The sequence below is a fragment of the Microbulbifer maximicatervae (SeqCode) genome (genome assembly GCF_052467955.1).
In genome coordinates this window covers 4,028,546-4,052,598 of sequence record NZ_CP174329.1, presented here as the reverse complement: position 1 = coordinate 4,052,598, position 24,053 = coordinate 4,028,546, and the positions used below count along the sequence as shown (strand labels likewise).

Here is a 24,053-nt window from a genome sequence, read left to right as displayed (position 1 = left end):
TTTTGACGCAAGTGCTTTAGGCGTTAAGCATATGTCTAAGAATATAGTGATTTTGGGGGTAGCGGTTCTTCTTACTCTTTCGGCTGTGTTATTTACACAAATACAAAGTAGTGAGAAGGTTATTGAGGAGGTTTCCTCTAATGAAGCTGGTGCCGAGATGGGCGCTGAGGAAGCTAAATCAGATTTCGATCAAGGCTTCATAGTATTCAAAGGCCGTATTGAGAGTAGTCGGCTCTATCTCTATGGCTTGGATCGTAAGGATGCGCTCGAATTTCTACGCTCACTGGAAGGTAGCTCTGTAAAAATCGGGTATGTCACGGACCCTCTAGGGTGTAAATCTTTAGGGTTAAGTTTGGATCCATCTACGTGCTCTGAGAATGTAAATTTTGCAGAAGCATATAACCGTCGAGCATTGAAGCTTGTTAGGTAGCCATGCTTAACAAGCTAATGAACTTCGCGCGCGAAAGGCGCGCGCCGGACAGCCTACGCGACGCTTCGGCTGCCGGTTATTAGAGCGTTGTACAAACCCGCTGCGCGGGAGTGGTGCCACTTTTAAATTATAAGAGGCATTTTAGAAAATGCATAACCGGGTATTGCAAAATATATTTTCTGCGTACAGTGGTTATTTATCTAAAACTGCGCAACCACTAAAAAATTTAAAGGCTATCTCCTCGATACAAGAATGCCGTACAAAATCGATGGGAAGCAGTTATTATCGTTGTAAGCACAACCATGTCACTGAGCAGCATCATTCTTGTAGGCATAGAAGTTGCCCCCTTTGCTCAGGCAGAAAACAGCTCCAGTGGGTTGATCAGCAGCGTCGTAAATTATTTGATACAGAACATTTTCATGTGGTCTTTACTATACCTCATGAGTATCTGCCGATATGGCAATACAACGAGGAGAAGCTTACAGATATACTCTTTTTGTCGAGTAAAGAAACGCTATTTGAATTGATGGCAAGTAAGGACTATCACAGCGTAACCCCCGGGATGCTTATGGCTCTGCATACTTGGGGAAGACAGTTAACTTTACATCCACATATACACTGCCTGATCACCGCTGGCGGTCTGACTTTAAGAGAAAACTGGAAAGAAACAGGTGAGTATTTATTACCTGTGCGAGTGGTTAAGAGTCTTTATAGGGGAAAGTTTCAAGCGCTGTTACTAGAGCAGTATCGTGCTGGGCTAATCAAGCTGCCTCCCAGTTGGCCCATTGGCCAGTTTGATATTCTCTTTAAAGCTTGCTATCGCAAAGAATGGTCAGTTCGTATTCAGGATCGATATGAGCATGGACAAGGAGTGCTTCTGTATTTTTCACGATATATCAAAGGTGGCCCGCTGAAGCCAAAGCAGATATTAAACGTGGATCATAAGGGGCCGGAATTTCGTTATTTTGATCACCGTGACCAGCGACGCAAGCGACTAAGATTAAAGCCTGAAGAGTTCTTAAGACGTGTCTTGCAGCACATACCTCCAATAGGAAAACACATGGTACGGAGTTATGGATTATATGCTGGGTGCAATAAGAAAAAGCACGATCTATGTAGTAATCAAGTGGGTTTAATGAAAGATCAACGACTCCCAGCTGGATTGCAAATCCAAGATCTGGTGGTAGAGTGTGGGCAGTGCCATGAATCTACAAAGTTGACTGGCAGAGTGTGGTCTAAGGCGAAAAAAGGAATTTCCTTTATAAAGGGGGCGGCTCGGCAAGATAGTGCCGGCGGGAATGTACAACATGGCGATGAACCAGACACTGCAGGAATGGGCCTCTTTAGTTCGGCCTAAATTCAATGCCAGTTCATTTTTTTACCGCCTGCAGTGCAGGTTATCTAAGCGTTATACGTAGGCAATGAACGAAGAAACACTAAAATTTATTGAAGAGCGGCACCTTGTTTCGTATATGAACAAAACAAAGTGGCGAGAACTCGCTAATGCCATTACAAGTAACAGTGATTTCGAACCTCAAGTAAGGCTTAAATATCTACGAGACTTAGAGGCAATGCCTGGGTTTTCGCTGCTTGATTGGGAATGGGTTCGCTACGGTCAATCTAGCTGTATCGAGTGGATGGATATTGACCCATTCAAAAGAGAGCGAAGGGGCAACCTTTTGAGTGATAGAATTACTGACTTCAGTGGCTTTATAGCAACTGTTCTGAAAAAGTACAATATCCCATACTCCTTAGAAAATGGGTGTTACAGGGTATGGGGATATGCAGACCAGCAACCAGTTTTCGTATAACAAACGCAAGCACTCGGACCCGTTTTCCGCTGCGCTCAAAACGGCCCGGTGTTGCGGGCGTTATGAATTCATGAGAAATACTAAATCAATACTACTACTAGTTCTCTTGGGGCTGACCGCTTGTAGTAATAAGCCGTCCGGCGGGTTTATGCGAGGAGATGTGCCTATGGTTGTCGGTATGTTTGAAAATTACTATGGCAAGAATGTTCAAGTTGTCGGTTATATGTACAAACCGCCTAGAGGCAATGTTTTAGTATTAATCCCATCAAAAGATCATATTAATTTACAGACACAGCCTCCAGCTAACGTATTGAGTTTACTGTTGTTCTCCGACACAGCAATTAGAAATGGCAGCGTTCACTCCGAGATGGAAGGGTGTATTGGTAAGACTACCTATGTGTCTGGGCTAGTCGGCATTTTTTCTGGGTTACCTGCAATTGAAGAGATTCGTGAAGTGGCGTGCTAAATTCATAACAAACGCAAGCAGGATGCTCCGGCCCTTCGGGCCTCCGCGGGACGCCCAACGCTATGCACATTTTGTGCGGATCGCTTCGCTCCCAGTTTCGCACAAAATGTGCATAGCATTGGTCGCCCCTGTTGCGGGCGTTATGAGTAATCACATATGAATATCATCGAAGAGGTTCGAAATTCATGGGGATGGACAGGAATTGTCCCTATCGATGTTATAGATGAAAACTCATTTGGAAATATCATTCTTAGAGATATTGAAGGAAAAATCTGGAGGTTATCTCCAGAAGACGTTTATTGTAAGGTTATTTCCGAGTCTACTGAAGATTTTAGAGTCTTAGTTAAACAGCCGGATTTTATAGAAGATTGGTACATGGAAGAAATTGCATCGGACGCTATAAGTAGGCTTGGGGTTCTTCCTGAAGGTAGAAAATATTATCTTGTAATACCTGGTGTGTTAGGTGGTGAATATTATGGTGATAATGTTCAAAGCATATCGTTTGTCGAGTTAATCCGTGTTTCTGGAAGCTACGGATACCAGCTGAAAGATCTAAAAGCTGGTGATAAAGTTGATCTTAAAGTGATCAATGCACCCTCATAACAAGGCCATGAACTCGGATTTGGGTAAAGCGTCATCTTTTTCGCTGACGCAAAAAAGCCGCCACTTTACCCAAACCGGTTATGGCGGCGCTAAGTTTTATACACATGAAAGAACTTACTGACTATTTGGTTTCAAATCTTGGGTTTTCTAGAACTAGATTTGATAAATTGAAGGGGAGTACCTACCAAAAGGACGGCTACACTCTTTCGGTTACTTCTGGTTGGGCGGGACGCTGGGAGGAATTTTTGTGCTTCAAACTTGAAAAAGATGGAGATGAAGTGTTCTCGATTAATTATCAAGTTGATACTGAAGGCTATAAAAGCAAGCCAAAGATTTACTCTGCTAAAGAGATTAACCATGACCTTAAAAGAAAGCTAGAAGAGGTTGAAGTTTGAGCAGTTTCAAATATTGTCCAGTCTGTAGCCACAAACTTGAAGAACGATTAGTAGAGTCAGGTTATAAACTATGCTGCAGTACTAATGCTTGCGAGTTTATCTTCTGGGAAAACCCTACTCCTGTTGCAATCGTTCTGGTGGAACATGATGGAAAATACATTGTGACTCATAACGTTGAGTGGCCAGATTGGAAGTATTCTTTAGTCTCTGGCTTTATTGATACTAACGAAGATCCACAAAAAGCCGCAATGCGTGAAATTCGCGAAGAACTAAATTTAGAAACTACCTATATTGAACTTATCACGACCTCAATATATGAAAACCTTAACCAAGTAATGATCGGGTACTATGCTAGAGCAGAGGGTGAAATCATCCTCAACGAAGAGAATGATTCATACAAGTTGCTATCTCGCAAAGAGTTAGAGTCTTGGAGCTTTGGGAAGGGTTCAATACCACTGATCAAAAAATGGCTAGCGAAAGAAAATGCATAACAAGGGCCAGCACAATCGCCAAATGCAAAAACCAGCATTTGGCTGGACTCGCTACACTTCGTTTCGCTCGCCTGTGTGACCGGCGTTAGGTGAATATGAGATCAATACTTTTAACTATTTTTTTAGCTCTTACTTCACAAGCGACTGCTTGTGGTGAGTGTGATCTTGTAGATACTTTGAGCCGGATCTCTGAATTCAAAAATATTTCACGAGAGAAACTTTCGCTAGCCATTGACCAAGGAAAGTGGAATAAGTGGAAAAGCGCTTATGCGCTTTGCTACAAAGAAGAGTCTTCACAATGTTACTTAATTATCTTCGGGGCAGGTGACCTGCATGTAACCGACATGAGTAAAATCGAACATGCAAATCTCGGTAAATTAGGTGCACCAGGAACTAAGTATGAAAACGTAAAAACAACAGTAACTAAATGGTTTTATTCGGACGACAGGTTCTTTCAGTTAGAGCTAAAAACCGTTGCTTATAGAGATGGACAGAGACTTACAGTAACAGAACCTGTATTTGTAAAGAAGAATGGCGAACTTATTTATCGGTAAGTCACCTAACCTAGCCAGGCAGTACGCTCCGGCGCTGCGCGCCTCCGCAGGACGGCCTACGCTATGCGCTGCGCGCACACACACAGCGTAGGCCGCCTCTACTGGCAACGTTCAGGCCGTAGAAAAACTCTTAGAAGGTAGCTTTTTTGTTAAAATGGAGGTCTTGATGTCGAGATTATCCATATGCCCAATTTCAAACGTTACGATTACAACCAAGATGCAATGGTCGTCATCAATTTCGAAGAACAACTACAACCTGAAACCTTTGAGTTTACACTTCATCATTTGATTGATGACCATATCGACCTCTCTGTCTTCCATAAAAAATATCAAAATGATAGCGGCGGACGAACAGCTTATGATCCAGCTATCCTCCTGAAAATCATATTGTTTGCTTACTCAAAAGGCATTACCTCAAGCCGTGAAATTCAATGGCAATGTGAGAAAAATATCCTCTTCAAAGCACTGTCATGCGATACCGTTCCGCATTTTACTAGTATTGCAAGTTTTGTAAGCAGTTATCCTGATGCGATTGAGTCGGTGTTTGAGCAAGTGTTACTGGTCTGCGATCAGCAGGGGCTGCTTGGCAACGAACTTTTTGCAATAGATGGGTGCAAGATGCCATCCAATGCCAGCAAAGAACATTCGGGGACTTTTAAAGAGCTAGAACAGAAGCAGGAAAAAATTCGCAAGAAGATCAAACATTGCCTCAAAGAGCATAAGAGGCTTGATGGCAGGAAACCTAAAGAAAAAGAACGAAAGCAAGCAGTAGCTAAAGCGGCTGATACTCTGCAGAAACACTTTGATAAAATTGATCAGTTCTTAAAGAATCACTCTCCCAGAATGGGGCAAGGTAAAAACCCTAAAGAGGTAAAAAGTAATATCACGGACAATGAATCAGCCAAGATGACTACCAGCAAGGGAACCATCCAGGGCTATAACGGTGTTGCCGCAGTTGATAGGAAGCATCAGATAGTCGTTGAAGCACAGGCCTTTGGTGAGGGGCAAGAACATCATACACTGAAGCCTATTCTCGATGGCATCAGTTGCCATTATCAGCATATAGGAATAGATGAAGACATCTTGGCCAAACAGGTCATCATTACTGCTGATACTGGGTTCTCTAACGACGCTAACTACAGCTACCTGCGAGAGAACGGCATCAATGCCTACATACCTGACAATAAATTCCGTTCGCGTGATAAAGCTTTTGCTAAGCAAAAAACCAAGCATGGCAAGCGCAAACAAAAAGGTGGGGCTAATGTCCAGCAGACTATCCCTGCTAGTGAATTTACATTCAACAAGAAAAAGAAAACCTGCATCTGTCCAGCAGAAAAAACCATGCTCTTGTTAAAAGAAGAGCATGTCAGTGAAGGTAAGAAAAAACTAATGTTCGAAGGGCGCCTTACTGACTGCAGGAAATGCAGCCTTAAAAATCAGTGCATGCGAAATCCAGATTCTGCCGACTCTCGAAAAGGACATGGAAGGCAAGTATCCCTAACTTGGACAAACGGACGGACAGCCACTGACTGGATGAAAAAGCGGGTTGATAGTATCGAAGGCAAGACCATTTATGGGCATCGAATGTCTGTTGTTGAGCCTGTGTTTGGGAACATCGGTACCAACAAGCGATTAAATCGCTTCTCGCTACGAGGAAAAAGTAAGGTTCAGGGACAATGGCGGATGTTCTGCTTGGTACATAACATTGAAAAGTTGATGAGATATGGCAGTATTCACTGATTGAGGATGAATTAAGGGCGTCAAGACGCCTAAATTTAATACAATGAAAGAAATTTGGTGGTATAGCTAAATTTAGCCCGAAATTTTAATTAGAGGAGCCTGAGGATTGGCAGCTTTTTCTAAAACTGTTTTTCTACAGCCTCGTTAGGTGTACTCGATGGAGTTTGGAATGGAAGCATTATTCGTCGGCGCAGGCACAATCATTCAGGCAATAGGTCCCTGGATGGCTATAGCCCTAGCTATAGGTGCGCCAGTCGCAGTGGGTAGCATTGTATCGAAGCTAACCTTTGGTTCGTATGCTCTCCATCGCAACAAGTACATTTTAGTTTCAACGCTTACTATTGCTGCTTTACTGTTTTTGGTGGTGTCAATATCCGTCGTCGTTTTGGGGCAGTGGGGTTAGCATCATACAAAAAATCGGGGATGGTTTCATGGTGCTATACTGCGAGTCCGTACACCATACAAGTTTAGGTATGCTCGCCCGGCAAAAAGCCGCCGGGCAGGACGTCCACTATTCCGCTTCGCTCCATAGCGGCCGCCCATGCTAAAGGCGTTATATTTAAATCATATGAGAAAAAATTGTAATCTTTGTAGTGTTGTCAATTTCTTATGCTTTTGGGGTGATATGCCTCAAGCAAACTGGAAACGTCCAACACTCTTTATACTCAGCTTTATTGCCCTAGTGGGCGGAGGCTATGGAGTATATTGGGTAGCCCAAAGCGAAGGACCTTTAGATATGGTTACAAAGTCACTTTGTATTTTTCTTGGCTTTCTATTTTTCCTTGGGTTGGTGACTTCAATCTGGGGTTGTAATCGGTGTGTGGCTCGTGTCTTTGGTAGTGCATAAATATAATAAGCGGTTCAATTCGTTCCAGCTGCGAAAAACGCAGCTTTCACTGGGACAGGCTACGCGTTGCTCCGCTTGCCCATTAACCGGGCGTTAGGGCAATTGGTGGATGAACGTATTTAAGAGGTTAGAAGAGCTCAGTAATGATGGTAGCTTCTACCTGAAGGCCCTTGATTTGAGTTTTCAACCATTTGAAGTAGAAAGTGATCTTTCTATCTTTAGTGCTCTAGCTACTGAGCTTGAAACCGAACATGCAGGTTATGAAACTCTGCTACTTGATGTGAATTGGCGTTCGCACTTAATTGCATGTATGTGCCTCATTGTCTCGGAGAATAAGTCGCATCTGGAAGAGCTAAAGAACCGCTTCAAAAATGGTAGTATGGTTAGCCCACAAATTGCTGTTGCAATGGCTCGCCTTCATTTCAGGGAAATGATGGACTTTTTTCCCAGCTATATAAATGGCGGGCATGGGCCGGAGTCTTCTACCCAGATAGGGGCGGCACTAGTACTCTTGCAATCGATGTTCGTGCGTGAATTCACGTTTCCAAAATCACAGCTGAACATTGAGCGTTTCTGCTTAGGGCTGTCGGTTGCACAGCATCATTCTGGGTTTTGGCTTAAGCACAGAGGCAGTGCCCGGGGTTAGCCCTAACAAAGCGCTGCAAGGCGACGTCTTACTTTGTGCATTTTATGCGCAGTTGCTTTGCTCCTATTTTCGCGCATAAAGCGCCCAAAGTAAGCCGCCTCTGAGCGCGGCGTTAGCCTCTAAGCCATGAATAAATTCTTAGTAGTCTTAGCTCTATTGATATGCCCGCCAAGTGGGCTGGCAAGCTGCTGGATTGAGTATACGAAGAAAACATTATCTGAAAGAATAGAAGAGTCGAATTTTACCTTTCGTGGAGAGGTTCAATATCGAAAGGCTACCGTATCGCAAGAAAAAGGGCATGAAGAAAGAATAGAGTCTATTGAAGTTCTATTTGATAAGGTCGAAGATCTTAATGGAAATAGAATTGAAAAAATCTATCTAAAACTTGATACAGCCTGTACGTGCAAATACGACTTTCAAGTCGGGGTAAGATATGTGGTTATCGGAGATAAGTCAGGCGCTCGGATTTCGGTTCAGAATTGTAATAATATCCTTACGGAGCAAATCTATGAGTTGCATCAGAAATTCGAGCTTGGTGGCAAAGGCTAACAAGTAGGTGATGTTCGTTCCAGCCTCTGCGTGGCTTCCATATGCCACTTATGACTATGCCCATTCATATAATAAGAACATGAAGATCAAGCCAGTGAAGATCGAGTTCCCTGAGCCTTACTACAAAATAGAGGGAAGTTCTGCTGTAGTAGTTTACGGCAACTATATCGATAAGCTGTTTCTTTAGAAGAAAAATGGTATTTTAAAAGCTCGTGGGGACTTTCAGTAAAAAAGCTAACAAGCAATGGCAGCATTGTCTAGACTATGAAAGATAAACGAGCCATATTTGCGACAGTTGAACTCTGGTATTGCGAACACAAAGGCATTCTGTTCGCAATCTTGGTTACGCTAGGAATTGGAGTGCTCTTCCTATATGTCGGTTTTCCTAAAAGCACTGAGCTTGTTTCAGGTGTCGCGCATGCTCAGGTTTATGATGGCAGCCAAACTGGAAATGAGCCTAAGCTCTTGGTCAAATTAGCTAACGGCAACTTGGCTCATGTGGGGGTAAGCTCTCCTGGCCAAGTAAAAATAGGCTCAGAGCTGTGCCTATATAAAGAGACAAGTCATGCAGGTACAGTACATTTTTCAATTAAGGCAGTAGGTAAATGCAGATAATAAAATTAGGCATGTGACGTTTGCTACGCGGCCGCACATACTAAAGGCGTTAAGGTTCTCCATGAATAAGCTCATCACTCTATTGTTACTAAGCGGCAATACTTTCCTAGCTCAGGATCTAGTAGGCACTTGGGAGGATAGGAGTGGGGGCATATTTGGTGGTGATTCAGGCTGGGACGAGTGTGAGTTTCGATATGACAACACTTTTAAGTGTGCAAACTATCCAAAGCTAGGCAGTTTGGTTTTACCTTTTGAAGGAACTTGGGAGATAATAGGTAACACTCTCATTCTTCGCTTGGATGGTTCTCATATGGTAAAGGCTCATATTGCCGAGATTGATAAGGATTTCTTTAGAGGGCTGGTAGAAAATGGCAATAAATTTACGTTTAGCAGGCAAAAGCCTTAACAAGGCAATGTAGCTGACGTTTTACTTTGTGCGCTTTTTATACCGTTGCTGCGCTCCAATATGTATGTTAAATGTTCACGAAGTAAGCCGCCGCTGATCTTAGTGCTATGAGAATAAGAACATGAAGAGCATTCCAATAACTCTCATTCTCACTATTTCTCTCGTGTCCGGATTTGCGTCGGCAACAATAATTTATGTAAAGCCAAATTATCCTTTAGAGGCACTTAAAAATTGCATAGAGGGTTGGGTAGAGTTCGAACTGACGGTAATGCCTGGTGGTTTTTTGAAAATGTTAAAATCATAGATTCTTATCCTGAAGGCGTATTTGATGAGGCAGCTAGAAAAGCTCTTATCAAGTACAAGTTAGTGCCTAAGGAATTAATAGGTGTAACTACCCCAGTTCATGGCGTAAAGCTCAAAATAAGCTACAATCTGGACGGCGAGTGTATACAGAAATAACAATCACAGGCAGCGAGTCTACGGCCCTATGGGTCTCCGCAAGGTGTTAAGTGGTACAAGAGGGGCAAATGAAATCATTCATAATTAATTTTTTCGGCCTAGTCGGATCTTGGTATATGATCGATCTTACTTCCGAAAATTTTCTTAATTCAGTTTTTGCCCCGTTAGTATTCACTGGCTTCCTAATTTCCAGTGTGCTGTGGTTTATTGTAAAGTTTGGATTAACTCAGGGATCTGGCTCTGGCGCTTACTTTGGCGGTGGTGATTCAGGGGGTTTTGGTGGTGGAGATGGAGGCGGCGGTGATGGTGGGTGTTAAATCACTGAGCAAGCACATATTATTCGCCGCTATCGCGGTCGAATGGCTTACGCTACGCTTCACCCGCCGCAAATGTGAACGTTATATAAGAACTTTGTAGTCGAGTAACCATTGATAGCTATGTCTTCAATTTCGAAAAATAAAGAAGAATTATTTTCCTCGATTGAATATGCTTATAAAAAGTTATTTGCTGATTATTTGGAAATCCCCAAGGAGCTTTCGAGGGAGATTGGTGTTGAAGGTAATATAAAAAACACAGAAATAAGCGTTTCTGATACTATTTCATATCTGATCGGCTGGGGAAATCTTGTCCTAAAATGGCATGAGCTTAGGGCAAATAATCTCGAAGTAGATTTTCCAGAAAAAGGTTACAGCTGGAATGAGCTTGGGAAGCTAGCGCAGCACTTTCATGCATCCTATAAGGATTGGTCTTATAAACAGTTGCTGACAGAATTCCAGTTTACAATACAAAAAATACTGAAGCTTGTAGATTCATTGAGCAATGATGAACTTTATGGACACAGTTGGTATAAAAGTTACACCCTTGGGAGGATGATTCAGTTTAATACTTCATCTCCAATGAAAAATATCCGCACAAAGGTGCGCAGGTTTAAGAGGCAGAATAATATCAAGTAAATTCATACAACCTGTAAACCCAGATGACACCTAAGAAGTATCTAATTTAAGCGTTTTGTTCGAGGTGAAGAATGAACAGTGAAACAAAAAGCGTACTGCTAAGTGCATATACAGCTATAGGGCTTCCTATATCAGGTATTTTACTTTTTTTTGCATATATTCTTACAGACAAGACAGTGCCTAGCGTTCAAGATTATGTAACTGCTACGATATGTGTATTTGTTAGCTTAAGTAGTATTTATCTATATAAGAAATTGAGCACTAGAGAATCTGATCCACCGTTAACTATTCGTACTGCGATTAATGGTGTTTTGTATATTGTAGCAGTAATAGTAATTACAAGTCTCATATGGTAATCCCCTACACAACAAGGGGTTCCAGTCGATACCCAAAACTACGTACTTTTGAGTGTAAGGCTGCTGCGCTTCCCTTAATACACAAGTGGCGCTTCGCTCCTGGCGAGCCTGAATCCGCCATTATGAGCTAAACGAGCTATGTTTACGCATGTTCTAAAATTTTTATTTTTAGCGCTTTGTGGCGAATGTATGGCCTCTGGCCCACCTAAAAATACTTAAGTAACACGAGTAAATGCTGACTTGCTGTCTATTAAGTTGGAAAAAATAGATTCTGGAAGTGTTGATACTTTTCTATATCAGCTTGAGTTTGCTAACAAACTCGAAAGTTGCTTAGCGGGACGGGTTCAAACCTTTCTATTGCTTGATAAAAAGGAAATTTCAAGCTCTTCTATGGATTATAAAGTCGGCAGTGAGCAACCCAGTGTTTTACTTCATATGCCCGCATCGGGTTATGATATGGCGATAACTATCCAATATTGCTGCTCAGAGGGAGTATCCCCCAGCTGTAAACAATCACTCTCAATCAGTTCGCTCATTGGGATTACGTCGCAAGGAGAGGTTCTCATAGCAAGTGACTATGGTTGTTCGTCAATTTTTTAAGCCATACTTTCATCTCAGTAGGTGTTATTTTTCACGGTCGTATTTAGGGGGGAGTCTGCTTTCTCCGTGCACAAACAAACTCTAATTCGAGTCTTTCTGTAGACTCTGCTAATATTCTTTGAGATTGAGAGGCGTCCTTAATGACTTAATGAAATTTATATTGGTGACACTAAAGAATTGGCCTGTAGATCTCACATGAATATCGAGTTATTTATTGCCGGTATCAATTCTGACATTGATCTATTGAGGTTTCATACGATAAGCTATCTCCACCTTGCTATTCGGGTTTGAGGTCCACATAACTATCTGAGTTGTGCCTTGCGGATATCTGTCACGTTCGTACTCTTTAATGGTCTATATAAACTAATCGGTTCAGTAATGAACTGTGACTAACAAGGTCTTCGGTGGCCACCGAAGATGGTTCCCAATTTACCCGTTAGCGAAAAGTACTTTCAATATCAGAATCGGGCAAGAACAACCACACAAGTCGCTGTCACCGGCTCCAGCGCGAATGCGTCTCTGTGTGTGAGTTTGGCGTTATGAGGAAACTATGATAACTCCAATAATTATTCTTTTACTGTTGTCTAGTCCCTTAGGTATCTCTTTTATTTATTCAAAGTTTAGCGGCAAGCCTCTGAATGTTAAAAAGTACGCCTATTGGGGATTGGGAATAACCTTCATATTCTTCTGCGTTGGGCACTTTGTTAAAACGGAGGGCATGGTGGAAATGTTACCGTCTTGGGTTCCTTTTCGCCTAGCGATAATCTATCTCACTGGATTGATTGAGCTATTGATAGGTATTGCTCTTTTTGTGCCAAGATGTCAGCTCCATGCTGCATGGCTTGCCATTGTAGTTTTCGTTATTTTCTTTCCTGCAAATATTTATGCGGCATTAAACGGTATTGGTCTTGGCGGGCATCAATGGGGGCCTATTTATTTGTTATTACGTGCGCCACTGCAAATCATACTAATTGCATGGGCATATTTTCTGTGTGTGAAAGGTCATAACAATTTAAAGCAGTCGACCACTAATGCAGTCGGCTGATTGAGGTGTTGTGTGTAAGGCCTGCCCAAGCTTAAACGTTTTCAATATTTTGGTGTTTTATCACTAGGAATCAATACTCCTATATTCATGTGGGTTTCTTTTCAATTATTTGGAGTAAAGCATAACAAACTGCTGAATCCTATGTTCTGCTCGCTTTGTGCTGTAGGCCAAAGCAGCTTTATCCCGGTGATGGCATGAGTAAAGCGTTGCGCTTATGAGTAGGTCTATGCTACAACTCAGATATGTGTAATCGAGAGGAATAAAAGATGATGAGTTCTTTGGAGGTAGCAGAGTATTATTTCAAACTCTCAAACGAAAGTAACTTTGATGAAATCACAAAGCTATTTTGTGAAAGCTCCACATTCAGGTCAGGAAAAGGAGATCTATTCTTAGGTGTGAATGACATCATGTCTATGCAGAGACTTCATCATGGTATGTTTTCAAAGCTTGAGTGGGAAGTATGCAGTGTTACAGAAACCAAACCCGGGATAGTTCATTTCAACTTTAACTTTACAGGTGAAACACATGCTGGAGAGAAAGTAGAGTATTCCGGTTTGGAAGATGTGGTTGTATATGGTGGTAAAATTCAGCACGTTCAAATACAGCGTCTGTGATACCTTATAGCCCCATGTCATACAACCTATCTTTTGCTGCATACATGAGTCAAAATCAGGCAAGTGAAACCATGTAAGTTAAAGCATGAAGCTTTGAAAAGCTGGCCTCGTTTTGCCCACAAAAAAGCCTCCAACTTCATAAGTCCGGTGTTTGAGGTGTTAATAAAAAGACTAGCCTGTGTTTAGTGGGTATCCGGTATCGTTAGGTTTAATTGGGAGTTAATAGGGGTTTCTGCGGGGAAGTCTTTCACCCGTTAAAACTGGAGAAGTATTTAAAGTACTTCTCCAGTTTTTCTTAGGCTGCTAATCAGCATTTCGAAAATTATTAGCTCACAAAATAATGGTGTTCTGCTAAATAGTATATGGTTTATGGATTGATTAGATGGAGTCTAATCAATCCATACTCTGGTATAAACCCGCTTCTGATCCGGAGTATCAATAAATCCATCCCGATCATGTAGGACTTTGGTGTTGTCAACGAAGACCATATCTCCAGAGTTCATGTAGAAGCTTAATGTATTCTCCGCACTGTTTAATTCCTTATCCAGTATATCCAGAGCCTTAAGTACTTCTTTTGATAAAGGCTGGTTCACGCGCTGATGGCCTTTCTCAATCCAGTACCGCATATAACGAATACTGAGCTTTTCGTTTGAATATTCGAAAATAGGAAAACAGTTCTCAAGTATGCTTTTTATGTTTTTGTCACTGCCTGGAGTAACTAAGTCTCTAATATAATTGTTGTACAGGATCTCTAGTTTTTGTGGAGCAGTTTTCCGTAAGTTTTCATGAACTTGAGCCGCAGACACGATTTTTGATTTTCCACCCTCAACTGCTGGAGTAAGGCAGCATAATCCAAGTATCTTTGGTTGTACGGTACGTTGTGAGCTATCAGTATGGACGCCAGTGGGTGCATTTGTTTGAGATACAGGAATAGCTTCGCTAGTGTAGTCTTTTCCTGTGTCGAGAATCCCATAAAGCCGGCCATAAGTATCTATAGTATTGCCCATTGCCAGGCTAAGCTTTAGAAATAGTAGGTTAAGCGTTGGCTTGCTTAATGATTCCTCGCCCTGTATCCATGCCACACCACTACCATGTTCTATTTCATGTTTTATCTGGTTGGCAAGCTGGTCGAACTCAGGTGTGGCAACTGATTCTTGGGTCAGATTTTCAATCGGGTTGTTTTGTTGTTTGGCCCAGCTCTCCAAAGCCTCGACTTCAGATTTCCAGTTTGAAGGCCACAGAAACTTCCAGTTGGAAGTTGCGGTCATATCATTAGCAGTCCAGGCTTGAGCTTGAACTACTTCACTTGGGGCTAAGTTAGTCATTTACTTGCACCTTAAATAATACGTGTAGTGGATAGCCGGCTAGTGGTGAGAAAAAATCTGGATCTAGGTCGAGGTGCTCTTGAGTCACTGAGAGTTCTTGAACAGTTGGTAGGGATTTAAAACCAGCTTGTGCCAGAGCTTCAAAATAGTGTGAAAAATTTTTATGCACACATCGCACTGAAACTGGCTTGCCATCTCTGCGCCATATTTTCCCTTCAAATGTTTGATCTATGCCATCTAAATAAGTCATGTTGCCATGCTGAAAGTAGAACGGAGGAGCTTCTTCCCTCATGAACGGAAGGCAGGGGTGCGGCACTGTGAAAATAAAGGTTCCCCCTTTATTTAGTAGATTCTTGACCTTGCTTATCACTTTTGTCATTTCTTCTATGGTTAGATAGTTGAAAAGAAATACAGCGATAGCATGGTCAAATTTATCTCTAGGGAATTCTTTAAATGTAACGGCATTTCCAACTGCATATTCTGCTTTCGTCAAGTTTCCAGCAGAAGCCGTTTTCTTTGCCTGGGAAATCATCTCTGAAGAAGAGTCAACACCAAAGATTGAACCTGCTCCCTTATCGAGCAGCATTCTGGATACATAGCCTTCACCGCAGCCCATATCCAGTATGTTCTTCCCTGAGATATCTCCGATTGCCTCCAAAACTTTGGGGCGGGCGGTGAAGTCACTGAGTAGAATTTTCTTCGAGCGATTCCAGCTGTGAGCTTGTTTGTTATAGATGCTTTCAGTTGATAGTGGTAAGTTCATCCCGAACTGCTCCTTCAATTTTTGGGATAAAGTATGCTATGCAGTGGTAAGTTTTTTTGTGTTTACTACATAGCTGGTGAGGTTTTAGTTATCTGAGGCTTTAATTGTCTAAGTTTAGTTGCTGTTTTGATAAGGCTGGCGTTTTAAATATATAAAGTTAGTCACTACCAGGAAGTCCATTTGGTAGTTTTCTTGTATTCTACAACTTGTTTTTTTGGTGGGCGTGCTAGCAGTTTTGCATTGTTTGGTTTTGTTGCTTAGTTGAGTGTGCAAAGCTAGAGGTGGAGCGTCAAGAGCTTTTAGTTGAGGTGAAATACTCATAACTCACATTTTATTTATATTTTTCATGTCGGCTTAGGTTAGCAGTGCTTTTGTTTCTCAAATTGATATATGTCAAATAGGGCTTGTTTTTTTGGTTGAATTTAATGGATTAAATTCGCTTTAAAGTACTGCTTGGATAAAGGGTTAATATAATTGCAAGTTAAGTTCGATCTTGTTGTATTCGATTCTCTTCGGTTGGATTACTGTGTTTGATTAGCGGCGCCTCTAGCTCCCCATATTCTTGGCGTCTCGATACTTAGATTAATTTTTTAGGATATCTTTTCCTTGGCTAGTCTGATGTTATTGTGCTTTTGATTTTTCTGGCGTCTAGGCATCTCGTTAAGCGTGATTTGATATGAGAGCAACCGCGATTGATTCGGTCGTTTTTTGCGATATTTTTAGTACATCAGCAATGCGTAAAGTTTTCTCGGATGAACAACGCGTGCAGTACTATCTCGATGTTGAAGCGGCGCTGGCCAAAGTACAGGCGCGGTTAAATATAATCCCTGCAGAGGCTGCAGAGGACATTACCCAACACTGTGATGCCAAGCAGATAGATTTTGTAAAGCTCAAGGAGCAAACGGAGCTGATTGGTTACCCGGTGCTGGGTGTTGTAGAGCAGCTAGTGGCACTGTGTAGTCGAGATTTAGGGCAGTGGTGTCATTGGGGGGCTACTACTCAAGATATTACGGATACGGCAACCGTCTTACAGATTAGGGCGGCGCTTGAAATTGTTGAGACGGAGGTCAATGGGATTGCAGATGCTTTAGCGAGCCTGGCCAAGCGTTTCAGGGATACGCCTATGGTTGGGCGCAGCAATCTTCAACAAGCGGTACCGATAACGTTCGGCTACAAGGCGGCTGTTTGGTTGGCTGGTATTCATCGCCATCAAGCGCGCTTGAAAGAGTTAAAGTCTCGGGCGTTTGTAGGGGAATTTGGTGGTGCGGCGGGTAATCTTTCTTCCCTGGGGCAACAGGGGCTAGAAGTTCAAAAAGGAATTATGCAGGAACTCGATCTCGGAGTCCCTTGTATCGCCTGGCATACGATGAGAGATCGCGTTACCGAAGTGGCTTGTCTATTGGGGCTGATTACTGGCACCTTGGGAAAAATAGCCCTCGATATAAAACTAATGGCACAGACAGAAGTCGGGGAGGTGGCGGAGCCTCTTATATCTGGCCGGGGTGCGTCTAGTACAATGCCCCAAAAGCATAATCCTCTATCAGCAGTTCTTATCAGCGGTACTGTCCCAGTGGTTAGACAGCAGGTTGCCTCTTTGCTGGAAGCGATGGTTGAAGACCATGAGCGAGCTACGGGCCCGTGGGAAATAGAGTGGATTGTTCTGCCGGAAATATTCTGCCTAACCGCATCGATATTATCCCAGGCACGTTTTGCGCTAGAAGGACTTCAGGTATTTCCAGAAAAAATGATGCGAAACTTGGAAATGACAGGAGGTTTAGTGCTCTCTGAGGCTGTAATGATGGGACTGGGACCGAAACTGGGGCGTGAGAATGCCCACGATTTGGTTTACCAGATTTGCTGCCAGGCAATGGAGACGGGTCGCCCTTTTTCTGACTTGTTAAAGGAAGATAAACAGGTGTCGGGGGCTCTCTCTGATGCGGAGTTAGATCAACTTCTTGACCCTCATAACTATCTTGGATCATGCGGGGAGATGGTTGATGCAACGCTTGCTGGAAAAGAGCGCTGACTCAGTAACCTGCCTTTTCCCAATTGTCAGTGCTAGCTGCTGTGGTTTGATTCTTGTGTCCTCTGCTCTTAATGCAAACTCTCTAAGATTAGAGTTTAAATCTTTATCTTGGCTGGTTTTTATTTTTTCAGTCAACTATTTTTTTTAAATAGATACCTGAAGAAAATTTAGGTTGTTTATTTAAAGATAGGGATTCTATAGCTGGAAGAAACTTAAAAATTAACACACTCAAGAATCGATGCTTATTACTTGTGGTGTAACATATACAATGATTTAGTCGATTCATGTTGTATTTAAATGGTGATCTGAAGGGGGGGATGATGGGCAGGTTCAAACTGGCATTGGCACAGTTGCCGTCAGTGAAAGGAAATATAGAACGCAATATTGAGTCACATATCCATGCTGTAAAAGTCGCAGTAAGGAAAAAGGCCTCTATTGTGGTGTTTCCTGAACTTTCTTTAACTGGTTATGAGCCGGATTTGGCTGAACAATTAGCGGTTAAGATCGACGATCCACAGTTAAGCCCTCTAGCGGAGGTGGCAGCTGACAGTGGTGTTTGGCTAGTTGTGGGTGCGCCTATTCGTCAGAAGAATGGTATTGCGATCGGTTCGCTCGTATTTTCTCCTCAGGGTGAGATTTCTGTTTATTTGAAAATACATTTGCACCCAGGAGAAGAAAAGTGGTTCGTTCCCGGATCTGAATATCTATCACTGAACGTCGAAGGTGAGACCGTAGCTCTGGCTATTTGTGCAGATGTGTGTAACCCAGGTCATGTTGCCACCTATAAAAAGCAGGGGGCTTCAGTTTATGTGGCAGGGGTGTTGATTACTCCGACGGGATACCCGGAGGATAGTCAACAGCTGGCAAATTATGCTTTAGAGCACAATTTATTGGTGGCTATTGCGAACTTTAATCAGCCGACAGGTGGTTATTCCACAGCCGGCTGTAGTGCAGCTTGGGGCCCCGAAGGTGAGATTGTCAGCGCGAGTGATACAGCCAGCCAACTAGTTTGCGTTGAGCGTGACGATGAAGGGTGGTGTTCGGAGATTGTATCTCTTTAATTGTGTAGCTCTATAAATGGTAGTGGTCAATAGCTCCCTTCATTTACTCGCTTCCAGCTCTGCTACTAAAGCTGTCACCAATCCGGCTGCGGGCAGGGCTCGTGCGAGAGGGGCTCCTTGTCCGGCCCATTGAACGGCATATTCGTCATTGCCCGCTTTTGCAGCTGCTTGAGCCAGGGCTTTGCCTGCGGAATAAGCGATCGGGTAATCCGGCAGAGGGGGAGCGCCCTTACTTAGTGCTTTATAGAATTGGTTGCTGATACCGCGAGCGGGGCGCCCGGAAATATTGGCGGTGATCTCTGTGTGCTGTGCGCGCTCACTTTGAAAGGCGCTGCGGTAGCTGTCGGAGGCCGCAGATTCCGGACAGAGGACAAATGCGGTTCCCATTTGCACGGCACTAGCCCCGAGAGATAGTGCAGCGCGAATGCCAGCGCCATCCATAATGCCACCCGCAGCAACGATTGGTAGGCTACTGTGGCAACACAGCAATCGCACCAAGGCCAGAGTTCCAATTTCCTGGTCGCCCTCTGGGTGGAAGACCCCCCTATGCCCACCAGCTTCAATACCTTGGGCAATTAAAACATCGATACCAGCATCCTCAGCCAGTTTGGCTTCTTGAGGAGAAGTTGCCGTGGCCATCAAGATAATCCCTGCACCTTTTAGTGCGGTGATAAACTCTTCTGACGGTAGGCCAAAGTGGAAGCTGACAACCGGTGGCTTTTGCTCGAGCAAAACTTCCAGCATGGCCTTATTGCCGATAAATGTTGAGTAGGGTTCATTGATCAGCTTGGGAACCGGTGCATCGAAGGCGGCAAAATGTGGGGCGAGATGGGAAAGCCAGGCTTGTTCCCGTTGGGGATCTTTTGTCGGGGGCTGGTGGCAAAAGAGGTTTACATTAAAGGGGTGCTCGGTCTGGTCGTGAGTACAACGAATTTCATCTACGGCTTTTTCTACTGAGCAGGCGCCGAGTCCAAGTGAGCCGAGTCCTCCTGCATTGGATACAGCGGCGGCGAGAGCGGGTGTGGATACCCCGGCCATGGGTGCTGCAAAAATGGGATGGGAAATTCCGAGTTTTTCGAGTAATGGATTCATGGCCCTGCCTGTGAGTTGCGCTCCCCTTCTGGGCCACCTTAGTGCAGATTGTGCGAGGTAGCTATACCTCGCAGGCGTTACTGCTGCAAAAGTTTTTGGGGAGCGCGAACAGCAATCCTAGGTGGATTGCTTACAGGTGCAGGTTGAAACCGATGTATGGGCCTTTGATTTCAATATCGCTCTGCAAGTCGTCGAGCTCTTCCAGATCGAGGGTCATTACGCGGTAACCAGCTTCGATAGCAAAGTCGACAGCCGGTACAAAATCCCAGCGCACTTTAGCTGTCAGGTCGGTATGGGTATCGCCACGGTAGGCCGTTGCATTGCCTTGGGCAATTACAGACCAGCCGGTAAATGGAAGATCAAAGCGCGCCATGCCATAGGCCATTGGCAGGTAGCCAGTGAGGTCGACAGTCTCTGCTTGGGTATCGCTCACTGCGGTAAATTCACCGTCATACATACGCGCAGTTAAACCGACATCCAGGTTTACCCAGTTGTCCAAAATTTCGTAGTAAAGGGTGGCGTCGGTATGGGTGAGGTTCAGATCTGTGCGGATTTCTGAATTGGCAGTGAAGGTTTCATCATCAAAAGTAACGGAGGTGGCCAGGGTATCGTCACCGTCGGAATCGATATTGCTGTGGGCCAGAAGCACATTGGGCACCAGGGGAATGGGGTGTTCCAGGGCAACCTGCAGGAAGGTAATGTTATCTTCCGAGAGGGACAGGTTATCCAGCTTGTATTCGTCGGTACCGATATTACCGCTATAGCCTGGCAGCCATGCGCCGGCAGTAGCATCAAGGCCGAGGATAGTATCTGCGCTTGCGGTGCCGCAGGCGAGGAGGGTACTCAAGGCAAGTGCGGATTTCTTCATTGACTTCACTCCGTGATGAATTTGTCGCGGAGTTTACAGATATATTTTTCCCGTGCCGTGGCTAAGTTGCACATTTTTACAAATCTTTAACGTTTTGCACTGGTAAAAATGGTGCGTTTGGGTATTGCCTGTTAGTAAATTGGTCGCTTTTTTCCTGCCTCACTAAATAGCTGCTTCGAACAACATCTGTTGTAGCGCGCAGGCGGGATTGCTCAGTGTTCGGCCCCGGTGACTGATTACGCCAAGGTTTCGCAGTACTTGCAGCTTTTTGACTGGCAGCACTGCCAGGCTGCTGTCCACCAGTGTGTGGGGCAGAACACTCCAGCCGAGACCGACACAGGCCATCATCTTAATGGTTTCCAGATAGTTGGTTGCCAGCTTCGCGGTGAGTTTTAACCCCTGGGCATCAAACTCTCTTTTGATCAGGCGCCCGGTATAGGTATTCATATCCGGCAGTATGGCGGGATAGTTGGCGAGGTCGGTGAGTTCCAGTTCCGGCAATTTTGCCAGGGGATGATCCGGGGCCGCCACCACAACACAGGGGTCGGGCCAGATCACTTCGGCATTCAGGTGCGGATACTCCTTAAGTGCCAGGGTGACCACGGCCAATTCATATTTGGCGGCCATCAGGGCTTCGTAAGCTTGTTCCGAGTCGACAAAATCGATGTCCAAGGCAACCTGTGGGTAGCGGAAACTGAACTCTTTCAGCACTGGAGGTAGATGATGTAGACCCACGTGATGGCTGGTGGCGATACGCAAGCTGCCGCTGACCGAGTTGCTCAAAGCGCGCAACTCCCGCTCGGTGTCGCTGATTTCATTAAGTATATGGCGGGCACGGGGCAGTAGGGCGCGACCGGCATCGGTGAGCTGCAATCGCCTCCCAATACGATCGAATAGAGGGGAGCCCAGTTGCTGCTCCAGGGCCGCCAGGCGCTTACTCATCGCGGGCTGGGTCAGGTGCAGCAGCTCGGCGCCTTCAGATACCGAACCCTGTTCGGCGATTGCCAGAAATGCCCGCAGCCACTGTAGTTCCAAGCTGTTTCCCCTGAAGCGGTTTGTCGATAAAGGCTCAAATTGAGCCGCTGGATAAATGGCAGAGACGCCAGAAGATGGATATTACCCCAGTTTGGCTTTCGAATTCCATTTAGGAATGCTTTAGATAATAAATATAAATTGGTGTTATTTGGTGGGGCTGGGTAGACTCAGGCTCTTAACTACTGAGAGGAATGGCTGTGGCAGGGCAAACACTCTACGACAAACTCTGGCAGGACCACCTGATCAAGAACTGTGATGATGGCTCCTCACTTATCTATATCGACCGCCACCTGATTCACGAGGTGACCTCCCCCCAGGCGTTTGAAGGCCTGCGTCTGGCTGGTCGCAAACCTTGGCGCAAGGATTCGCTAGTCGCCACTCCCGACCACAATGTGCCTTCCGAGGCGGCCGAGCGCGCCGCTGGCGTCAGTGGTATTCGCGATGATATCTCCCGAATCCAGGTACAGACCCTGGATGAAAACTGCCGTGACTTTGATGTAGTCCAGTTCGGCATCAATGAGCCGGGACAGGGTATTGTGCATGTGATCGGCCCGGAAACAGGTGCGACACTGCCGGGTATGACGGTGGTTTGTGGCGACTCACATACCTCCACCCACGGGGCGCTCGGCGCCTTGGCCCACGGTATTGGCACTTCTGAGGTGGAGCATGTGATGGCTACCCAGTGCCTTACCCAGAAGAAAATGAAGAATATGCTGGTTCGCGTCGACGGCCAGCTGCGCCCAGGTGTCACTGCAAAAGATGTGGTGCTGGCGATCATTGGCAAAATTGGCACTGCTGGCGGTACCGGTTACGCGATTGAATTCGGTGGCGAAGTGATGCGCAATATGTCCATGGAAGGCCGTATGACCGTGTGCAATATGGCCATTGAAGGCGGTGCTCGCGCGGGGATGGTGGCGGTAGACCAGATCACTCTCGATTACGTGAAAGGCAAGCCCTACGCGCCGAAAGACGAAATGTGGGATCGGGCAGTTGAGGCCTGGAGCCACTTGCACTCCGATGACGATGCGGTATTCGACGAAGTCGTGGTATTGGTCGGTGAGGATATTGAGCCGCAGGTCAGCTGGGGCACTTCCCCTGAGATGGTGGCGCCGATCAGCGCCCAGGTGCCTACCCCCAGTGACGAGAGCGATGCCACCAAGCGTACGGGCATGGAGCGAGCGCTGGAATATATGGGGTTGAACGCCGGGCAGAATATCAGCGATATCAAACTGGATCGCGTATTTATCGGCTCCTGCACCAACTCCCGGATTGAAGATCTTCGCGCAGCAGCAGAAGTTGCCAAGGGTCGTTACAAGGCGGATAGCGTCAAGCAGGTGCTGATTGTTCCGGGCTCCCAGGCGGTAAAAGCCCAGGCTGAGCGCGAGGGGTTGCACGAGATTTTTGTTGAAGCCGGTTTTGAGTGGCGCGAACCGTCCTGCTCCATGTGTCTGGCGATGAATGCGGACAAGCTGGGGGCGGGAGAGCACTGTGCTTCCACCTCCAACCGCAACTTTGAAGGGCGCCAGGGTTACGGTGGTCGCACGCATCTGGTGAGTCCCAGTATGGCGGCAGCGGCTGCAATTGCCGGCCACTTTGTCGATGTGCGGGAGATGGCACCGGTACAGCTGGAAGAGGAGATGGTCTGATGAAAGCGTTTACCCAGCACGAAGGTCTCGTGGTACCGATGGATCGGGCCAATGTGGATACCGACCTGATCATCCCCAAGCAGTTTTTGAAATCCATTAAGCGCTCTGGCTTTGGCCCGAACCTGTTTGATGAGTTGCGCTATCTGGATGAGGGGGTTCCCGGGCAGGACTGTTCCGGCCGTCCGCTCAATCCGGACTTTCCCCTTAATTTCCCCCGTTACCAGGGTGGTTCAGTGCTGATTGCACGGGAGAATTTTGGCTGCGGTTCCAGCCGTGAGCATGCGCCCTGGGCACTGGAAGATCACGGCTTCCGCGCAATTATCGCGCCCAGCTTTGCCGATATCTTTTTCAATAACTGTTTTAAAAATGGTCTTTTGCCGATTGTCCTGGCGGAAGATGTCGTGCATCAGTTGTTTGAGGAAACACACGGGCAGGAGGGCTATGCGCTCACCATCGACCTGGAACAGCAGCATGTGCGCAAGCCCTGTGGCGAGCTGATTCCATTTGAAGTGGATGCCTTCTACAAGCACTGTTTGCTAAATGGTCTCGATCATATCGGTCTGACCCTGGAGCACGCCGACGATATTCGCGCTTATGAGCAGGCGCGCCGAGAGAAAGCCCCCTGGCTTTTTGATGCGGTTCAGTAATTAAAGGAAA

At 45.2% G+C, this 24,053-nt stretch carries 27 protein-coding genes; 22 read left to right on the top strand and 5 right to left on the bottom strand.

The window, feature by feature from the left end; genetic code table 11:
- The first annotated feature begins 31 nt into the window (after window positions 1-31).
- From ACJJI5_RS17450 to ACJJI5_RS17365, 18 genes are all read left to right on the top strand, one after another.
- Complete coding sequence (locus tag ACJJI5_RS17450) at window positions 32-430, top strand: hypothetical protein (RefSeq protein ID WP_445354766.1); 399 nt, start codon at window positions 32-34, stop codon at window positions 428-430.
- A gap of 148 nt (window positions 431-578) precedes the next feature.
- Window positions 579-1,787, top strand: coding sequence for an IS91 family transposase (locus ACJJI5_RS17445; protein ID WP_445354765.1), 1,209 nt, complete (start codon window positions 579-581; stop codon window positions 1,785-1,787).
- Between the two features lie 64 nt (window positions 1,788-1,851).
- Window positions 1,852-2,241 carry a DUF6678 family protein gene (locus tag ACJJI5_RS17440; RefSeq protein ID WP_413662489.1) on the top strand — a complete coding sequence of 130 codons (390 nt, stop codon included), beginning with the start codon at window positions 1,852-1,854 and terminating at the stop codon, window positions 2,239-2,241.
- Window positions 2,242-2,311: 70 nt separating this feature from the next.
- Window positions 2,312-2,707 (top strand): hypothetical protein, encoded by a 396-nt coding sequence (locus ACJJI5_RS17435; protein WP_445354764.1) that lies wholly within the window; start codon window positions 2,312-2,314, stop codon window positions 2,705-2,707.
- Window positions 2,708-2,863: 156 nt separating this feature from the next.
- A complete protein-coding gene (locus tag ACJJI5_RS17430; protein WP_445354763.1) occupies window positions 2,864-3,310 on the top strand; it encodes a T6SS immunity protein Tdi1 domain-containing protein in 447 nt (148 codons plus the stop codon).
- A gap of 104 nt (window positions 3,311-3,414) precedes the next feature.
- Window positions 3,415-3,705: a hypothetical protein gene (locus ACJJI5_RS17425; protein ID WP_445354762.1), complete on the top strand. Its 291-nt coding sequence runs from the start codon at window positions 3,415-3,417 to the stop codon at window positions 3,703-3,705.
- The gene (locus ACJJI5_RS17420) at window positions 3,702-4,196 is read left to right on the top strand and encodes an NUDIX domain-containing protein (protein WP_444895873.1); all 495 of its coding nucleotides are present in this window, start codon (window positions 3,702-3,704) and stop codon (window positions 4,194-4,196) included. Before ACJJI5_RS17425 ends, ACJJI5_RS17420 begins: the two co-directional genes overlap by 4 nt.
- A gap of 95 nt (window positions 4,197-4,291) precedes the next feature.
- A complete protein-coding gene (locus tag ACJJI5_RS17415) occupies window positions 4,292-4,750 on the top strand; it encodes a hypothetical protein (protein ID WP_445354761.1) in 459 nt (152 codons plus the stop codon).
- Between the two features lie 183 nt (window positions 4,751-4,933).
- Window positions 4,934-6,490: a transposase gene (locus ACJJI5_RS17410; RefSeq protein WP_445354760.1), complete on the top strand. Its 1,557-nt coding sequence runs from the start codon at window positions 4,934-4,936 to the stop codon at window positions 6,488-6,490.
- Window positions 6,491-6,659: 169 nt separating this feature from the next.
- On the top strand, window positions 6,660-6,893 hold the full coding sequence (locus ACJJI5_RS17405) for a hypothetical protein (RefSeq protein ID WP_445354759.1): 234 nt from the start codon (window positions 6,660-6,662) through the stop codon (window positions 6,891-6,893).
- A gap of 553 nt (window positions 6,894-7,446) precedes the next feature.
- Complete coding sequence (locus tag ACJJI5_RS17400) at window positions 7,447-7,983, top strand: hypothetical protein (RefSeq protein ID WP_445354758.1); 537 nt, start codon at window positions 7,447-7,449, stop codon at window positions 7,981-7,983.
- Between the two features lie 126 nt (window positions 7,984-8,109).
- Window positions 8,110-8,532, top strand: a complete 423-nt coding sequence (locus ACJJI5_RS17395) for a hypothetical protein (RefSeq protein ID WP_445354757.1) — start codon at window positions 8,110-8,112, stop codon at window positions 8,530-8,532.
- A gap of 264 nt (window positions 8,533-8,796) precedes the next feature.
- On the top strand, window positions 8,797-9,147 hold the full coding sequence (locus tag ACJJI5_RS17390; RefSeq protein WP_445354756.1) for a hypothetical protein: 351 nt from the start codon (window positions 8,797-8,799) through the stop codon (window positions 9,145-9,147).
- A 61-nt stretch (window positions 9,148-9,208) separates the two neighbouring features.
- Window positions 9,209-9,553: a lipocalin-like domain-containing protein gene (locus ACJJI5_RS17385; protein ID WP_445354755.1), complete on the top strand. Its 345-nt coding sequence runs from the start codon at window positions 9,209-9,211 to the stop codon at window positions 9,551-9,553.
- A 527-nt stretch (window positions 9,554-10,080) separates the two neighbouring features.
- Window positions 10,081-10,329, top strand: coding sequence for a hypothetical protein (locus ACJJI5_RS17380; RefSeq protein ID WP_445354754.1), 249 nt, complete (start codon window positions 10,081-10,083; stop codon window positions 10,327-10,329).
- Between the two features lie 120 nt (window positions 10,330-10,449).
- Entirely contained in the window at window positions 10,450-10,965 is a 516-nt protein-coding gene (locus tag ACJJI5_RS17375) for a ClbS/DfsB family four-helix bundle protein (protein ID WP_445354753.1), read from the top strand.
- 1,506 nt (window positions 10,966-12,471) lie between these two features.
- Window positions 12,472-12,966 carry a DoxX family protein gene (locus tag ACJJI5_RS17370; protein ID WP_445354752.1) on the top strand — a complete coding sequence of 165 codons (495 nt, stop codon included), beginning with the start codon at window positions 12,472-12,474 and terminating at the stop codon, window positions 12,964-12,966.
- Window positions 12,967-13,232: 266 nt separating this feature from the next.
- The gene (locus ACJJI5_RS17365) at window positions 13,233-13,580 is read left to right on the top strand and encodes a hypothetical protein (RefSeq protein ID WP_444898083.1); all 348 of its coding nucleotides are present in this window, start codon (window positions 13,233-13,235) and stop codon (window positions 13,578-13,580) included.
- Between the two features lie 389 nt (window positions 13,581-13,969).
- On the opposite strand, the gene ACJJI5_RS17360 is transcribed toward ACJJI5_RS17365, so the two are convergent.
- Window positions 13,970-14,905: a TauD/TfdA family dioxygenase gene (locus tag ACJJI5_RS17360; protein WP_445354751.1), complete on the bottom strand. Its 936-nt coding sequence runs from the start codon at window positions 14,903-14,905 to the stop codon at window positions 13,970-13,972.
- Entirely contained in the window at window positions 14,898-15,668 is a 771-nt protein-coding gene (locus ACJJI5_RS17355) for a class I SAM-dependent methyltransferase (protein ID WP_445354750.1), read from the bottom strand. The genes ACJJI5_RS17360 and ACJJI5_RS17355 overlap by 8 nt, the downstream gene beginning before the upstream one ends.
- Before the next feature lie 676 nt (window positions 15,669-16,344).
- On the opposite strand from ACJJI5_RS17355, the gene pcaB reads away from it, so the two are divergent.
- A complete protein-coding gene (gene pcaB, locus ACJJI5_RS17350) occupies window positions 16,345-17,694 on the top strand; it encodes a 3-carboxy-cis,cis-muconate cycloisomerase (RefSeq protein WP_445354749.1) in 1,350 nt (449 codons plus the stop codon).
- 320 nt (window positions 17,695-18,014) lie between these two features.
- The gene (locus ACJJI5_RS17345) at window positions 18,015-18,755 is read left to right on the top strand and encodes a carbon-nitrogen hydrolase family protein (protein WP_445354748.1); all 741 of its coding nucleotides are present in this window, start codon (window positions 18,015-18,017) and stop codon (window positions 18,753-18,755) included.
- A gap of 39 nt (window positions 18,756-18,794) precedes the next feature.
- On the opposite strand, the gene ACJJI5_RS17340 is transcribed toward ACJJI5_RS17345, so the two are convergent.
- The 3 genes from ACJJI5_RS17340 to ACJJI5_RS17330 all read right to left on the bottom strand — a co-directional run bounded on the left by ACJJI5_RS17340 (window position 18,795) and on the right by ACJJI5_RS17330 (window position 21,750).
- Window positions 18,795-19,847, bottom strand: coding sequence for an NAD(P)H-dependent flavin oxidoreductase (locus ACJJI5_RS17340; RefSeq protein WP_445354747.1), 1,053 nt, complete (start codon window positions 19,845-19,847; stop codon window positions 18,795-18,797).
- A gap of 130 nt (window positions 19,848-19,977) precedes the next feature.
- Window positions 19,978-20,715 (bottom strand): TIGR04219 family outer membrane beta-barrel protein, encoded by a 738-nt coding sequence (locus ACJJI5_RS17335; RefSeq protein ID WP_445354746.1) that lies wholly within the window; start codon window positions 20,713-20,715, stop codon window positions 19,978-19,980.
- Between the two features lie 162 nt (window positions 20,716-20,877).
- A complete protein-coding gene (locus ACJJI5_RS17330; protein WP_445354745.1) occupies window positions 20,878-21,750 on the bottom strand; it encodes a LysR family transcriptional regulator in 873 nt (290 codons plus the stop codon).
- A 197-nt stretch (window positions 21,751-21,947) separates the two neighbouring features.
- Here ACJJI5_RS17330 and leuC point away from each other — a divergent pair, with 197 nt between their 5' ends.
- Together leuC and leuD are read left to right on the top strand one after the other, a co-directional pair.
- Window positions 21,948-23,396 carry a 3-isopropylmalate dehydratase large subunit gene (gene leuC, locus ACJJI5_RS17325; RefSeq protein ID WP_444916529.1) on the top strand — a complete coding sequence of 483 codons (1,449 nt, stop codon included), beginning with the start codon at window positions 21,948-21,950 and terminating at the stop codon, window positions 23,394-23,396.
- Window positions 23,396-24,043 carry a 3-isopropylmalate dehydratase small subunit gene (gene leuD, locus ACJJI5_RS17320; RefSeq protein WP_108732431.1) on the top strand — a complete coding sequence of 216 codons (648 nt, stop codon included), beginning with the start codon at window positions 23,396-23,398 and terminating at the stop codon, window positions 24,041-24,043. The genes leuC and leuD overlap by 1 nt, the downstream gene beginning before the upstream one ends.
- The last annotated feature ends 10 nt before the right edge of the window (window positions 24,044-24,053 follow it).